Annotated in this window: 14 protein-coding genes; 8 read left to right on the forward strand and 6 right to left on the reverse strand. The window is 69.4% G+C overall.

Features of this window, described 5'->3' with window-relative positions; all coding sequences use genetic code 11:
- Window positions 1-31: 31 nt before the first annotated feature.
- Window positions 32-418, forward strand: coding sequence for a pilus assembly protein CpaE (locus tag AB0E69_RS15800; RefSeq protein WP_360145112.1), 387 nt, complete (start codon window positions 32-34; stop codon window positions 416-418).
- Here AB0E69_RS15800 and AB0E69_RS15805 read toward each other — a convergent pair.
- The gene (locus AB0E69_RS15805) at window positions 415-1,122 is read right to left on the reverse strand and encodes a hypothetical protein (protein ID WP_360145115.1); all 708 of its coding nucleotides are present in this window, start codon (window positions 1,120-1,122) and stop codon (window positions 415-417) included. The genes AB0E69_RS15800 and AB0E69_RS15805 overlap by 4 nt on opposite strands.
- A gap of 61 nt (window positions 1,123-1,183) precedes the next feature.
- Here AB0E69_RS15805 and AB0E69_RS15810 point away from each other — a divergent pair, with 61 nt between their 5' ends.
- The 6 genes from AB0E69_RS15810 to AB0E69_RS15835 all read left to right on the forward strand — a co-directional run bounded on the left by AB0E69_RS15810 (window position 1,184) and on the right by AB0E69_RS15835 (window position 6,095).
- Window positions 1,184-2,197, forward strand: a complete 1,014-nt coding sequence (locus tag AB0E69_RS15810; protein ID WP_360145118.1) for an ornithine cyclodeaminase family protein — start codon at window positions 1,184-1,186, stop codon at window positions 2,195-2,197.
- A 2-nt stretch (window positions 2,198-2,199) separates the two neighbouring features.
- A complete protein-coding gene (locus AB0E69_RS15815) occupies window positions 2,200-3,609 on the forward strand; it encodes an aromatic amino acid lyase (RefSeq protein WP_360145121.1) in 1,410 nt (469 codons plus the stop codon).
- Between the two features lie 207 nt (window positions 3,610-3,816).
- Window positions 3,817-4,476, forward strand: a complete 660-nt coding sequence (locus tag AB0E69_RS15820; RefSeq protein WP_360145124.1) for a hypothetical protein — start codon at window positions 3,817-3,819, stop codon at window positions 4,474-4,476.
- A 50-nt stretch (window positions 4,477-4,526) separates the two neighbouring features.
- Window positions 4,527-4,874, forward strand: coding sequence for a metalloregulator ArsR/SmtB family transcription factor (locus tag AB0E69_RS15825; RefSeq protein WP_360145126.1), 348 nt, complete (start codon window positions 4,527-4,529; stop codon window positions 4,872-4,874).
- A complete protein-coding gene (locus AB0E69_RS15830) occupies window positions 4,867-5,355 on the forward strand; it encodes an SRPBCC family protein (protein WP_360145129.1) in 489 nt (162 codons plus the stop codon). The genes AB0E69_RS15825 and AB0E69_RS15830 overlap by 8 nt, the downstream gene beginning before the upstream one ends.
- Window positions 5,352-6,095 (forward strand): SDR family oxidoreductase, encoded by a 744-nt coding sequence (locus AB0E69_RS15835; protein WP_360145132.1) that lies wholly within the window; start codon window positions 5,352-5,354, stop codon window positions 6,093-6,095. Before AB0E69_RS15830 ends, AB0E69_RS15835 begins: the two co-directional genes overlap by 4 nt.
- On the opposite strand, the gene AB0E69_RS15840 is transcribed toward AB0E69_RS15835, so the two are convergent.
- Genes AB0E69_RS15840 through AB0E69_RS15855 form a run of 4 tightly spaced genes read right to left on the reverse strand, consistent with a single transcriptional unit; the run spans window position 6,092 to window position 10,356 of the window.
- Entirely contained in the window at window positions 6,092-7,024 is a 933-nt protein-coding gene (locus AB0E69_RS15840) for an ornithine cyclodeaminase family protein (protein WP_360145135.1), read from the reverse strand. The genes AB0E69_RS15835 and AB0E69_RS15840 overlap by 4 nt on opposite strands.
- Window positions 7,024-8,181 (reverse strand): FAD-binding oxidoreductase, encoded by a 1,158-nt coding sequence (locus tag AB0E69_RS15845; protein ID WP_360145138.1) that lies wholly within the window; start codon window positions 8,179-8,181, stop codon window positions 7,024-7,026. The genes AB0E69_RS15840 and AB0E69_RS15845 overlap by 1 nt, the downstream gene beginning before the upstream one ends.
- A gap of 15 nt (window positions 8,182-8,196) precedes the next feature.
- On the reverse strand, window positions 8,197-9,741 hold the full coding sequence (locus AB0E69_RS15850) for an aldehyde dehydrogenase family protein (RefSeq protein ID WP_360145141.1): 1,545 nt from the start codon (window positions 9,739-9,741) through the stop codon (window positions 8,197-8,199).
- 33 nt (window positions 9,742-9,774) lie between these two features.
- The gene (locus tag AB0E69_RS15855) at window positions 9,775-10,356 is read right to left on the reverse strand and encodes a hypothetical protein (protein ID WP_360145144.1); all 582 of its coding nucleotides are present in this window, start codon (window positions 10,354-10,356) and stop codon (window positions 9,775-9,777) included.
- 88 nt (window positions 10,357-10,444) lie between these two features.
- Between AB0E69_RS15855 and AB0E69_RS15860 the strand changes: the two genes are divergently transcribed.
- Window positions 10,445-10,924, forward strand: a complete 480-nt coding sequence (locus tag AB0E69_RS15860; protein WP_360145147.1) for a DUF1992 domain-containing protein — start codon at window positions 10,445-10,447, stop codon at window positions 10,922-10,924.
- On the opposite strand, the gene AB0E69_RS15865 is transcribed toward AB0E69_RS15860, so the two are convergent.
- Window positions 10,921-13,038: a thiamine pyrophosphate-dependent enzyme gene (locus AB0E69_RS15865; protein ID WP_360145150.1), complete on the reverse strand. Its 2,118-nt coding sequence runs from the start codon at window positions 13,036-13,038 to the stop codon at window positions 10,921-10,923. The two genes, AB0E69_RS15860 and AB0E69_RS15865, sit on opposite strands and share 4 nt — an antisense overlap.
- Between the last annotated feature and the right edge of the window lie 63 nt (window positions 13,039-13,101).

Consider the following 13,101-nt stretch of genomic DNA (forward strand, 5'->3'; position numbering starts at 1 on the left):
GGCGTTTGGGTGCCGTGGGGAGGATGGAAGGGTGATCACGATCGAGCAGGCCGGGCGACTGCGCAAGGCCGGGGTGCTGTGGGCACCCGCGGCAGGGGATCGTTTCGTCGTACCGGACCGGGACATGGACGACGACGTGTTCGTGGTGAGCGACATGACCGTCGAGGTGCACGACTACCAGGGCAGCAGGGTGATCGGCTTCAACGGCACTACCGAGTGGGCCCTGGACAGCATCGAGCAACGCGAGGTGATCTGGCTCCCGCGCGAGGAACAGCTGCGTGCCCTGCTCGGGGAGACCTTCCGCTCGCTGGAAGCAGTACCGGGCGGGTTTCAAGTCCATCTCACCGATAGCACGCATTCGTCAGAGGACGCGGAACAGGCCTATGCGAAAGCCGTCATCCACCTACTGGGCGCTTAAGCCGGCCGCCAGTACTGCTTCTTGTCCCTGTCCTTGACGGCGTAGCCGAGGCCGGCGAGCTCCGCGCGGAACTCCCGCAGGTCGGCCTTGCCCTTGGCGCCCTGATCGAAGGACCGCGAACGGACTCGCAGTACTGCGTTGGCGGCCGGTGAGAGCTCCGGATCACCGTCGACCCAGCGCCGGTATTCCGCCTCGCGTGGATCACCGGCGTCGGACCACGGATAGCCGTGCGAGCGGAACGCGACCGCGATCTGCTGGGCCTCGGACCTCAGTTGGTCGTGCTTCTCACGGGCGAGCTCCCGCGAGGTCGGGTCCTGCAGCACGATCTCCTTGCCGTCCAGGAACACAACCGCGACCTTCTCCCGCGGCACGACGACGGTCTGCTGGTTCTTCAGGAACTCCACCGACTGGCTGGTGACGGTCACCTTGAGCGTGTCGTCGAGCGCCATACCGGCCAGCAGGACACCGGCCACCAGCCCGAGCAGCACGCAGATCACGACCACCCACCAGCTGTCCCAGGCGGCGATCAGCTTCAGCGGACCCTGGAACGGCACCCACTTCTGGTTCACCGCCCAGTCCGCGATCCGCGGCAGGAAGAAGCCGAGCACCAGCCCGACCAGCGCCAACCCGCCGAACAGCACCACCTTGTCACCGGTCGAGTGCCCGATCACGGTGCGCCCCGGCGTCTCAGTCGTCGACCCCATGCCTCGAACGTAACGTTGCGGAGCGAAACTAAAGTATCGATCGGCGGACCGAAGGAGCTACGTGACGGACGGGATCTGGCTGCGCTTTCTCAGCGGCCCCAACATCGACGCACTGGGGTTGACCCGGCGGGAGATCGTGGACGCCGTCGAGGAGGCGGTCCGGGAGCACGGCGAGGGGCGGACGGCGTTCGAGCCGCGCGTTCACCTGACCCCGGACAACGGCGGGATCGGGCACTTCAACGTCCTGCGCGGGCACCTGGACCGGCTCGGCGAGCACGGGGTCAGCGGCGTGAAGGTGGTCGGCGACTTCGTCCCGAATTACCAGCAGGGGCTGCCGAGCGAGCTCGCGATGGCGACGCTGTTCGATCCGACCACCGGCGTACCGCTGGCGGTCCTGGACGCGACGATGATCACCGCGGCGCGGACCGGCGCGATGACGACGGTCGGTGCGCGGCACCTGGCGCGGCGGGACAGCAAGATCCTGGCCCACGCCGGCGCCCGCGGTACGGCGTGGTGGAACGTGACGATGCTGGACGACGAGTTCGACCTGGACGAGATCCGGGTGACGTCGAAGCGACCGGAGTCGCGGGAGAAGTTCGCGGCCGAGCTGTCGGCGGAGTTGTCGACGCCGGTGCGGGTGGTCGCGACCGCTGAGGAGGCGTTCGACGGCGCGGACATCCTGGTCGAGGCGACCCGGCTCACCGAACCCGAGCCGTTGCTGCGGACGTCCGCCGTCAAACCCGGAACACTTTGCATACCGTACGGCACGGTATCGGCGGTGGAGCTGGACCTGTTGGACGTGATGGACAAGGTCGTCGTGGACGACTGGCGAGAGGCGCAGTCGGGCCGGTTCGGGGCGCTGCGGCGGCACGTGGACAGCGGGCGGTTGTCCCCGGAGACGCTGTACGCCGAGCTCGGCGAGATCGTGGCGGGCCGGAAGCCCGGACGCGAGACCGACGCGGAGCGCACGCTGTTCTGGCATCGCGGTCTGTCGCTGCTCGACGTCGCGATCGCGCACCTGATCCTCACCCGGGCCGAGACAGCAGACGCCGGCACGATGCTGCGCTTCCACTGACGATGAGCATCTCCTCCCCGTCCGACGTGGACCCGGCCAGCCCTGAACCCATCGAGCTGGCCGCCGACCTCCTGGACCACCTGGCCGCCATCCGCATCGCCGCCCTGCACCGTCTCGAGTCCGGAGACCCGGTGTACGGCGTCACCACAGGCATGGGCGCGATGAGCAAACGCCGCCTGACTCAACCTGAACAAAGCGTCCATCAACACAACCTGCTGCTGGGTCGTGCGGTCGGCGGCCCACCCTGGCTGCCGCCCGCCGAAGCGCGAGCTGTCCTCCTCGGTCGCCTACGAACCTTCCTCACGGGCGACTCTGCGGTTTCCCCCGCACTCATCCAACAATTGGTTGCCCTGATCAACAGTCCGTACGTCCCCGCGATCCCGGCCGAAGGCGCTGGTTCCGCCGGCGAGATCATCCCGATGTCCCACGCGGCCGGCCCACTCGTGGGTGTTGGACAGCTGCTCGACTCCACCGGACGACTCCTACCGGCAGCAGGGGTTCTGCCGAAGTTTGTGCTGGGGCCCAAGGAAGGTATTGCCTTGCTTGCGGGGATTCCAGGGGCCTCGGGGCGGGCTGGTCTGCAGGTGGCTCGGGCTCGTCGGTTGGTGGATCGGCTGAGTGAGGTGGCGGCAGGCGCGATTGTGGTGGCGGGCGCCAACCGCGATCCGTACCGGGAAGTGGTCGGGCGTGGAGATGAGGTGCTGGCGAGCGAGCTGCAGCGCATCCGTGCGCTTGCTGGTGAGGAGCCGGAGCCGCGCAGCTTGCAGGCGCCGGTGTCGTTCCGGGTCGCGGGGCACGTCCACGCGCACGTACGGCGGTCGATCGCGGACCTGCAGAAAGCAGTCGAGCGCGCGTTCACCGGCGTGACCGACTCACCGGCGTACCTGGACGGCGAGTTCGTCGGGACCGCCGGCTTCCACGGCATCGACCTCGCGGCGTACTGCGACCACCTGACGGCCGCCCTCGCCCACGCAGCCGAGGTCTCGACCGCGCGCCTGCACCGCCTGCTCGACCCAGCCGTCACCGGATTGCCCGCACAGCTCGCCAGGGACCCAGGACCCCAGGCAGGCATGGTCTCGGTCCACAAGCGTGCCGTCGCCACCGCCCACCAGCTCCGCCGCCTAACGTTGCCGACGGCAATCAGTACGACGGAGACGTCGAACGGCCAGGAGGACGTCCAGACCTTCTCCTGGGAAGCCGTCGGCGTCCTCGCCGAAGCGATCCGGCTGACCCGGGAGACGACAGCGTGCGAACTCCTCGCCGTCCGCCAGGCCTTCTACCTCGCCGAGCGCGCCGCCCCGCCGGGCCTCCAGGGGCTGATGGCCGCGGTCGACGCCGTCGTACCCCCGATCGACGCCGACCGCCAGTTCGGCACTGACCTGACCAACCTGCTGACCGAAGTCATGGGTTGATCGAGAAATCCAGTCCGACACGCCGGTCGCAACCCCGTCGCAAGTAGCCTGCGTGGGGTCTGTGTCGTTGGGTGTGCGGGCAGGCCACCGAGCCTGCGCCGGAATCTGAACGAAGACCTGAACCTGGCAGGGCTGTGACCGGTCACTCGATCGACTAGCCTGGCCAAGGTCCCAGGCCGGCCCGCGGCGGAGTTGGAGGAGTTTCTTGTGAAGCGGTTCGTGGTCCCGCCGACCTGGCCGTCGCCGCCGCGCCGCAGTTGGGTTCCGCCGAAGACCTGGCGCCCGGACCCGGCCTGGCCGGCCGCACCCGAGGACTGGAAGTTCTGGGTCGACGGCAAGGGCAACCCGGTCCGCGGCCCGATCGGCCGGTACGGCGGTCCGTCGAACCGGGTCGCGTACGCCGCGGTCGCGGCCGCCGTCATCTTCCTCGGCGTGAACATCTGGGCCCTGTCCGCGATCGGCCTGTTCGGCGGTAAGAACGACGACCCGGCCGCGGTCCAGTTCGTCGACGACCGCACGCCGTCGCCGAAGACGACCACTCCCGACGGACCGGCGACCACCGGTACGACGACCACGCCGCCGCGCGTGCCGACGACCGCGACGCCCACTCAGCCGCCCACCACCCGACCGACGCACAAGCCGACCGACCGGCCGACAAAGACGCGCACCACCCAGCGCCAGACCGAAGCGCCGTCGACGCCCACCCGGACGACCACAAGGACTCCGCGCCCGTCGCAGACCACGGCCACCCAGCCGACCGAGCAGGAGATCCTCCGGCAGTACTGCATCCAGCACGGCTGGCCGGCCGAGTGGTGCGACCCGAACCACTGGCAAGGGCCGACCCGCCCACCGCGCCGGAGCCCCTGAGTCACCTCAGCGGTTGACAACTGGAGAGCTCTGCTCGCATTCTTAACCACATGGTTCTGAAACCATCTGGTTATGAAAAGGATCTGACCGGGGTCTTCGCGGCTCTGGCCGACCCGACCCGGCGCGCGATCCTGACCGAGCTGCGGCGCGGTGACGCGACCGTGGCCGAGCTCGCTGCGCCGTTCAGCATGTCGCAGCCGGCGGTGTCCAAGCACCTGAAGGTGCTGGAGCAGGCCGGGCTGATCAGCCGGACGCAGCGCGCGACGGCGCGGTTGAGTCATCTCGAGGCGGAGCCGTTGCGCGCGGCCGTCGGGTGGTTGCTGGACTACCGCTCGTACTGGGCGGAGAGCTTCGACCGGCTGGACGACGTACTCGAGGAGCTGCAGCGAGATGACTGAGATGCGGATCATCGCGGAGCCCGGCGTACCGCAGGTCATCCTGGTCCGCGAGTTCAAGGCGCCGCGGGAGCTGTTGTTCCGGGCGTACACCGAGCCGGAGCTCGTCCAGCGCTGGCTCGGGCCGCGCAACCTCGAGCTGGTCGTGAACCAACTCGATCCGCGGCACGGCGGGCGCTGGCGGTGGACGCAGTACGACCAGGACGGCAAGGGGTATGTGTTCCACGGGCTGTACCACGGGACGCCGTCGCCGGAGCGGATCGTGCAGACGTACGAGTTCGACCAGGCGCCCGGCACCGTCTACCTGAACCTGATCACCTTCGAGGAGACCGGCGGCGTCACCACGCTGACCCAGAACACGGTCTTCTTCGCGGTCGAGGATCGCGACCTGTACGTCGACGGCGGGATGGAGCACGGCCTGCGGACGTCGATGCGGCGCCTCGACGACCTTGTCACCCAACTGGCCGAGGAGGCCCAGCCATGATGCTCGACGGCAAACAGGCGATCGTGTACGGCGCGGCCGGCCCGATCGGATCCGCGGTCGCGAAGGGGTTCGCGGCGGAGGGCGCGACGGTGTTCCTGGCCGGCCGAACCACCGCGACGCTCGCGAAGGTCGCGGACGAGATCCGGGCGGCGGGAGGTACGGCGTCGACCGCGGTGGTCGACGCGCTGGACGAGAAGTCGGTGGACGAGCACGCGGACGCGGTCGGTCGGATCGACATCTCGTTCAACCTGATCGGCCACGAGCAGTTCTTTGGTACGCCGCTGGTCGAGATGTCGCTCGCGGACTTCGAGCAGCCGGTGCGGAACATGCTGCGCACCTACTACCTGACCTCTCGCGCCGCCGCCCGCCACATGATCCCGCAGCGCTCCGGCGTCATCCTCACCTTCGGCGGGTACGGCGACCCGGCCGCGAACCTCGGCGGCTTCCAGGTCGGGTTCGGCGCGGTCGAGGCGCTCCGTCGCAGCCTGGCCCGCGAGCTCGGCCCGCACGGGATCCGCGTCGTCACCCTGCAGACCAACGGGATCCCCGAGTCCAACCCCGACAGCTATCCCGAAGACTTCCGCCGAGAAATCGCCGAAAACACCGCAGCCGCGACGATGCTCAACCGGGCAGCAACCCTCGCGGATGTGGCAGCCGTCGCCACTTTCGCCGCCTCGGACAAGGCAAGCTCGATCACCGGCACGGCGATCAACCTCTCCGCGGGAGCCACCGTCGACTAGTCCAGGAAGTTGATGGTGCGTGCTTCCCCGGAGGCTGCTTGGTAGACCGGCCAGGCGATGGCCAGGTCTTGCCAAGGCAGTCCGACCGGTGCGTAGACGGTCAGGTCGTCGGCTGATCGGCGTCCTGCGGCGGCGCCGCTCAGCACCTCGCTGAACGTCGCGGCGGCGGCTTCGGCGGGGAGTCCTACGTTGCCTAGGGCACCCATCTCCGCGGCGAGCTTGCGGTCGTCGACCACCACGCGCGCGGACTCAAGGAGGTCGGCGGAGAGTTCGACCTTGCCGGGTTCGTCGGCGCCCAGCGTGGTGAGGTGGAGGCCGGGTCGCGCGTCTGCAGCGGTGAGTAGTGGCTCGCGTGCCCAGGTGGCCAGGACCACGACATCGGCCTGCGCGGCGACATCGCGTGGGGTGCTGACGACGGTGCCGGGGACGGGCTGCTGGCTGAGGAAACGGGCGGCACGATCAGGGTCGAGATCGTGGACTACCAGGTGGTCCAAGTGGCGCAGGGCGGTTAGGCCAATGACCGTCATCCCGGCTTGGGCGCCAGTGCCGATCAGGCCGACGACGGCTGAGTCGGGCTGAGCCAGGACGTCGGTGGCGAGGGCGGCGGCCAGGCCGGTACGCCAGGCGGTGATGGTGGCGGAGTCCATGACCGCGAGGAGGGTGCCGTCGGTGAGGTCGTGCAGGCAGACGACCCCGCGCAGAGCGGGCGTGGCGTTGGGGAACTTCGCGTTGACCTTCACGGTGTACGCCGGTACTCCGGGAAGCACGCCGGGCAGCAGAGCGGTCGCCGTACCCGGGCCGGGGAGGTCGGTGCGGACCCGGAGCGGCGCTACCTCCATGGCCTGCTCGAAGCCTGACCGCAACGCGGCCAGAACAGCAGGTACGTCGAGAAGCCGGACGATCTCGGAGCGCGTCAGCAGGACCGTCATCAGACCACGTTCCGCTCGGCGCGCGTGCTGTCGGTGGCGAAGCGGTCGGCGCTGAGCGGGCTGATGTCGACAAAGGGCTCGCGCTGCAGGTACAGGTCGCGGATGACCTCGCCCACCGCCGGTCCTTGCAGGAAGCCGTGGCCGGAGAAGCCGGTGGCGTAGAGGAATCTCGACACGCTGGAGGCTTCGGCGATCAGGGCGTTGTGGTCCGGGGTGAGCTCGTACAGGCCGGCCCAGCCGCTGGTCAGTCCGGCGTCGAGCAGCGAGGGCGCCCGCCGGGCCATCGCCTCGGTGAGGCGCGGAAGCCAGGTGTCGGTGCGGTTCAGGTGGAAGCCGGGCTGCTCGTCCGGATCGGACATCCCGACCAGCAGTCCAGGGCCTTCGGTGTGGAAGTAGAACGTCGTCCCGAAGTCGATCGTCATCGGCAGGTCCCGCGGGAGGCCCGGGATCGCCTCGGTGACGACGATCTGCCGGCGCAGTGGGGTCACCGGCAGGTCCACCCCGACGTACGCCGCCAACTGCTCGGCCCACGCACCGGCCGCGCAGATCACCGCACCGGTCCGGACATCGCCACGGTTGGTCCGCACCGTGGTGATGTTGTTGCCGACAGCATCGATCCCGATCACCTCGCACCCGGTCGTCAAGGTCGCGCCGAGCCGCCGCGCAGCGGTCGCGTATCCCAGCACCACGGACTCCGGTGTGCAGTGCCCAGCCGTAGGTGAGAAACAGGCCCCGACGAGCCCATCCGGTGTACAGATCGGGGCCAACGCCAACGCCTCGTCAACAGAGATCATCCGAGTGGGCTGCCCGAGCCGGTTCTGCAGTTCGGTACTCTCGCGAAACAGCTCGACCTGCTCGGCAGAGTCCAGCAGGAACAGGTACCCGACGCGGTGCAGGTCGATCTCCTGCCCGGGCCGCTCACCGAACCGGGCAAAAGCCTCCAGGCTGCGTGCACCCAGCACAATGTTGAGCTCGTCGGAGAAGTTGGCCCGGATGCCGCCGGCCGCCTTGGAGGTGGAGCCGGAGCCGAGCTGGTCCTTCTCCAGCAGCAGGACGTCCTGGACACCGGCTTCGGCGAGGTGGAAGGCGATGCTGGTGCCCATCACGCCCCCACCGACAATCACAACGTCAGCGCTCTGCGGGAGGCGAGGGGACATGGCAGGCGCAGCCGGTCAGGGGAGCTCGTAGGTCAGGTCTGCTTCGACCGTTGCGGTGTCCATCTGGGCCTTCTGGAGTTTGCCGGAGTAGTCCCAGTTCATCGACTGCCAGCGGGTGAACTGGTCCAGGACCCAGATGCCGCTCTGCCGCGAGCCGTTCCCCGACTTCCCGTTGCCGCCGAACGGGAGGTGCGCCTCGGCCCCGGAGGTGGAGTTGTTCACGCTCACCATCCCGGCCGAGATCCCCTGCGCGAACCGGAACGCCTTGTTCGGGTCGGTGGTGTAGATCGAGCTCGACAGCCCGTACCCCGGCTTGTTGCCCAAGGCAATCGCCTCGTCCAGCGTCGAGTACGCCGTCACGCCGACGACCGGACCGAACGTCTCGTTCAGGAACAGCTCGTCGTCGGACCGCACGTCCGCCACGATCGTCGGGTGGTAGAACAACCCGGCCGCCGGATCCCCGACGAACCTGGCCCGCGGGTTCTCCGCGGTCACCCGCCCGGTCCGCCCGAGCACCCGGTGGTGTGCCGCGATCCACCCGAGCGACTTCTCGAACCCGGCCGCGAACTTCTCGTCCAGCAACGGCCCGAACAGCACGTCCTGCGTCGGATCACCCATCGCCGCGTCCGCGACGGCCCGCTCGAACCGCGCGAGGAACTCGTCGTACACCGACCGGTGCACGATCGCCGTACCGAGCGAGGTGCACCGCTGACCCGCCGTACCGAACCCGGAGAACAGCGCGCCCTCGACGGCCAGGTCGAGGTCGGCGTCCTCGGTGATCACCATCGGGTTCTTGCCGCCGAGCTCGAGGCACGGCGTCTGCAGATGCCGCCCGCACAGCTCGCCGATCCGTTCGCCGACCGCGCTCGACCCGGTGAACCCGACCTTGTTCACCAGCCCGGCCTGCAACGCCTGCTCGAGCCCCGCGAACGTGTCCGGCCCGTCCGCGTGCACGACGTTGAACACCCCCGCCGGTACGCCGGAGTGCGCGAAGATCTCGTAGAACGCGTCGGAGACCACCGCGGAGTACTCCGCCGGCTTCCAGACCACGGTGTTGCCGCAGAGCAGCGCCGGGACGATGTACCAGGACGGTACGGCGACCGGGAAGTTGCCGGCCGTGATCACGGCGACCGTCCCGACCGGCCGGCGGAACGTGAACAGCTGCTTGTCCGGCATCTCCGACGGCACCGTCTGCCCGTACAGCCGGCGGCCCTCGCCGAGGAAGAAGTCGCACGTGTCGATGATCTCCTGCACCTCGCCGCGCGCCTCGCCGAGCGGCTTGCCGATCTCCCGCGTGACGAGCGCCGCGAGCCGCTCCTTGTTGGCGGTCATCAGCCGGCCGACGTTCGAGATCACCTGCCCGCGCTGCGGTGCCGGCGTCGCCGCCCACGCGGCCTGCGCGTCGTGCGCCACCCGGGCGGCCCGGACGAACACCTCGGGCGCGGCGCTGCCGACCGTCCCGACGACATCGCTCAGCCGCGCGGGGTTGGTCGACGGAGTACGCCGTACCGTCTCCGCGATCCGCTCGCCACCGACCACGGACAGGACCTCTGCACCCATGCGGCATCCCCTCACAGACGTGGAGGCACCACCTTAAGCCGCGGGTGGCACCTTGCGGTCGGGGTAGAGGTCGGGGATCGGGATCGGCATCCGCCACAGGTGCGAGTCCGGGTGGATCATGCCGTGCCGGATCGCGACGTACCGGAGCAGGCGGAGCGGACCGGCGATCAGCAGGAACGCGAGCGGGAGCTCGACCACGCACGCGCTCAGCAGCGCCTGGGTGAGGTCGCCGCCGCGCTGGCTCGTCATCACGTCGAACCAGGCGTCGCAGATCAGCAGCACCCCGGTCGCGAACGCGGTCGGGAACACGAACTGCTTCCGCTTCCAGCCGGCCAGCGCGGTCAGCACGATCATCGCCAGCAGCAGGATGTCGAAGCCGACCCAGGTGGCGACCCAGTTCCGGGCGACGTAGTGGCTGGGCAGGGTGATGGCCAGGTAGACGGTCCACGGCACCAGGGCCACCGCACAGACCAGCATCAGCGCGGTCCGCCACTTCCGGATCCGGTCGATGGTGCGCCGGGACGGCAGTCCCGTGGGGCGGGGGGCCAGCCGCAGGATCAGCTCCCGCCGCTCGTCCGGTGTCATCGCCGCGATCTCTTCGTCGGTCAGCTGCACCCTACGAGTATGCCTTGTGATTGCATTCACAAGCAGGTATTCTGAGGTCTCGGAGCACTGTCGACGACGACAGATGGGGTGTTCGACGATGACGAAGCGCAGACCGCCGGGGATGTCCCGGCAGGAGTGGGTCGAGGCGCAGATCCAGCGGGCCCAGAATGCCGGCGAGTTCGACAACCTGCCGGGTGCCGGCAAACCGCTCGAACTGGCCGACGAGCACGACCCGGACTGGTGGGTGAAGAACTTCATCCGCCGGGAGAACATCGAGACCGACGCGCTGCTGCCGCCCGCGATGCAGCTCCGCAAGGAGAAGCAGCAGGTCCACGAGAAGATCCGGACCATGCGGCACGAGTCCGAGGTCCGTGAGTACCTCGCCGACCTGAACAAGCGGATCCGGATCAGCATCCGCGACACCACCGGACCGGTTGTGCCGACAGGTCCCGTGGACGAGCACGCGCTGCTGGCGCAGTGGCGGATGGACCGGCCCCCGCGCAACCCGCAGCCCCGGCCGGCCCACGAGGACCGCCCGGCTGCGAAGAAGTCGATCTGGCAGAAGCTGTTCAGCTAGGTAGGCGGCTGACGCCCCTCCAGCAGTTCGCGGGCTGCGGTCTCGATCATTTGCTCGCTGAGCAGCACTTGGTGCGCGGCCGCGCCGAGCGGGACGTACGAGTCGTAGCTGGTCACCCGGGCCATCCGTCCGGTGAAGCCGTGGTCGATCAGCGTGGCCAGCACGCCCTCGGACACGCCGCCGGAACGCCGGGTCTCGTCCGCGACCAGTACCCGGCCGGTAGCCGTTGCCTCACGCAACAAATCCTCGACCGGCAGCGGCGCGAGCCAGCGCAGGTCGAGAACCCGGACGCCACGGACCCGGTCCGCCACCCGCAGGCACATCGGCAGACCGTTTCCGAACGTGACGATGGTCAGGTCGTTCCCGCCGCCGTACGTGCGCCCGCGGCCGATCTCCACCGGTTCCTCGGGGTACGGCGTGAGCCAGCGCTCGTCGCCGGCGTACAGGTCGCGGCGGTGGTAGAGCGCGATCGGCTCCAGGAACACGCTGACCGTGCCGGACGACCGGGCCGCGGCAGCGCACGCGTGCAGCATCGCTGCCGCGTCGTCCGGTCGGGACGGTGACGCGATCACGATGCCCGGGATGTCCCGCAGTACACCGATCGCGTCGTCGTTGTGGAAGTGGCCGCCGAACCCTTTCTGGTAGCCGTAGCCGGCGATCCGGAGCACCATCGGGTTCGCGTACTGCTCCTGGGAGAAGAACTTCAGCGACGCCGCCTCGCCGCGGAGCTGGTCCTCGGCGTTGTGCAGGTACGCGAGGTACTGGATCTCCGGCAGCGGCAGCAGCCCGGACACCCCGGCGCCGAGCGCGAGCCCGAGGATCGACTGCTCGTCGAGCAGGGTGTCGAACACGCGCGCCGGTCCGAACGACTTCTGCAGGCCGCGCGTGACGCCGTACACTCCGCCTTTGCGGCCGACGTCCTCGCCGAACACCATCGCCTCGGGGAACGCCGCGAGGATGTCGCTCAGCGCCTGGTTGATGGACTGGCTCAGGGTCAGCCGCTCGTCCAATTTAGTAGCCTGTGGCAACGACTTGGCCACCGCCGAGCGGTCCGGGAAGCGCAGCGGCGCGGCGATCGCCTCGGGTGAGGAGAGCTGCGGCAGGCCCGCGACCTCGGCCGCGATCCGGAGCGCCTCGGCCCGCTTGTCCTCGTACAGGTCGACGATCTCGTCGGTGGTGAAGCCGCTGCCGAGCAGGTACTTCGCCGTACCGAGCAGGGGGTCGAGCTCCTCGTCCGCTGCCAGCTCGGCCGGTGAGCGGTACGCCGCCTCGACGTCGGAGCCGGCGTGGCCGAGCAGCCGGACCGTCCGCAACCGCAGGAACGCGGGCCGCCGGTTGCGGCGTACGAACGTCGCGGCCTCGCGCGCCATCGACAGCGCGGCGTCCAGGTCCGTGCCGTCGGCATCGAAGTACCGGAGGCCGTGCCGCTGTCCGTAGGCCTGCCGGATCCAGCCGTCCGGGGTGCGGACGCTGATGCCGATCCCGTTGTCCTCGCAGACCAGCAGCAGCGGCATCGGCAGACCCTGGTACGACGCGTGCAGGACGGCGTTGATCGCGCCGGTCGCGGTCGAGTGGTTCGCGGACGCGTCGCCGAAGCTGGTCACCACGATCGCGTCCGACGGCCACGGCGACGGTACGCCGAGCTTCGCCGACCGGGCCAGCGAGAACGCGACGCCCATCGCCCGCGGCAGGTGCGAGGCGATCGTCGAGGTCTGCGGGATGATCGCCAGCTCGTGCCGGCCGAACACCTTGTGCCGGCCGCCCGCGATCGGCTCGGTGGTGGCCGCGGCGACGCCGAGCAGGATGTCGCGCAGGCCCTCCTTCGAGCCGGACTGCGCCGCGCGGGTCAGGTAGAAGGCGCCGGACCGGTAGTGCAGGAGCGCGGGGTCTGTCGGCTCCAGGGCGGCCGCAACCGCCGCGTTGCCCTCGTGGCCGGCCGAGCCGATCGTGTAGAAGCCGGTGCCCTGCGCCTGCATCCAGCGCGCGGCGAGATCCGCGTGCCGGCTGCCAAGCTGTGCGTCGTACAGACTCATCAGCAGGTCCGGGTCGTGCTCCCACGGCACCGGCTTGAGGTCGCGGACGCGCTCGGCGAACCGCTCGTCGACCGCAGTCACACGTGGTCCGACAACGGAGCGGATGACATGAGCGTCAGTGTAAGCCGACGGAACCAGACGGCA

Source organism: Kribbella sp. NPDC026611 (assembly GCF_040638345.1).
In the GTDB taxonomy this organism is placed as follows: domain Bacteria; phylum Actinomycetota; class Actinomycetes; order Propionibacteriales; family Kribbellaceae; genus Kribbella.

Bases quoted from the DNA above. Each gene is read 5' to 3' on its own strand.
- AB0E69_RS15805 (WP_360145115.1), bottom strand. From the start codon at position 1,122: ATGGGGTCGACGACTGAGACGCCGGGGCGCACCGTGATCGGGCACTCG.
- AB0E69_RS15815 (WP_360145121.1), top strand. From the start codon at position 2,200: ATGAGCATCTCCTCCCCGTCCGACGTGGACCCGGCCAGCCCTGAACCC.
- AB0E69_RS15825 (WP_360145126.1), top strand. From the start codon at position 4,527: ATGGTTCTGAAACCATCTGGTTATGAAAAGGATCTGACCGGGGTCTTC.
- AB0E69_RS15830 (WP_360145129.1), top strand. From the start codon at position 4,867: ATGACTGAGATGCGGATCATCGCGGAGCCCGGCGTACCGCAGGTCATC.
- AB0E69_RS15835 (WP_360145132.1), top strand. From the start codon at position 5,352: ATGATGCTCGACGGCAAACAGGCGATCGTGTACGGCGCGGCCGGCCCG.
- AB0E69_RS15840 (WP_360145135.1), bottom strand. From the start codon at position 7,024: ATGACGGTCCTGCTGACGCGCTCCGAGATCGTCCGGCTTCTCGACGTA.
- AB0E69_RS15845 (WP_360145138.1), bottom strand. From the start codon at position 8,181: ATGTCCCCTCGCCTCCCGCAGAGCGCTGACGTTGTGATTGTCGGTGGG.
- AB0E69_RS15850 (WP_360145141.1), bottom strand. From the start codon at position 9,741: ATGGGTGCAGAGGTCCTGTCCGTGGTCGGTGGCGAGCGGATCGCGGAG.
- AB0E69_RS15860 (WP_360145147.1), top strand. From the start codon at position 10,445: ATGACGAAGCGCAGACCGCCGGGGATGTCCCGGCAGGAGTGGGTCGAG.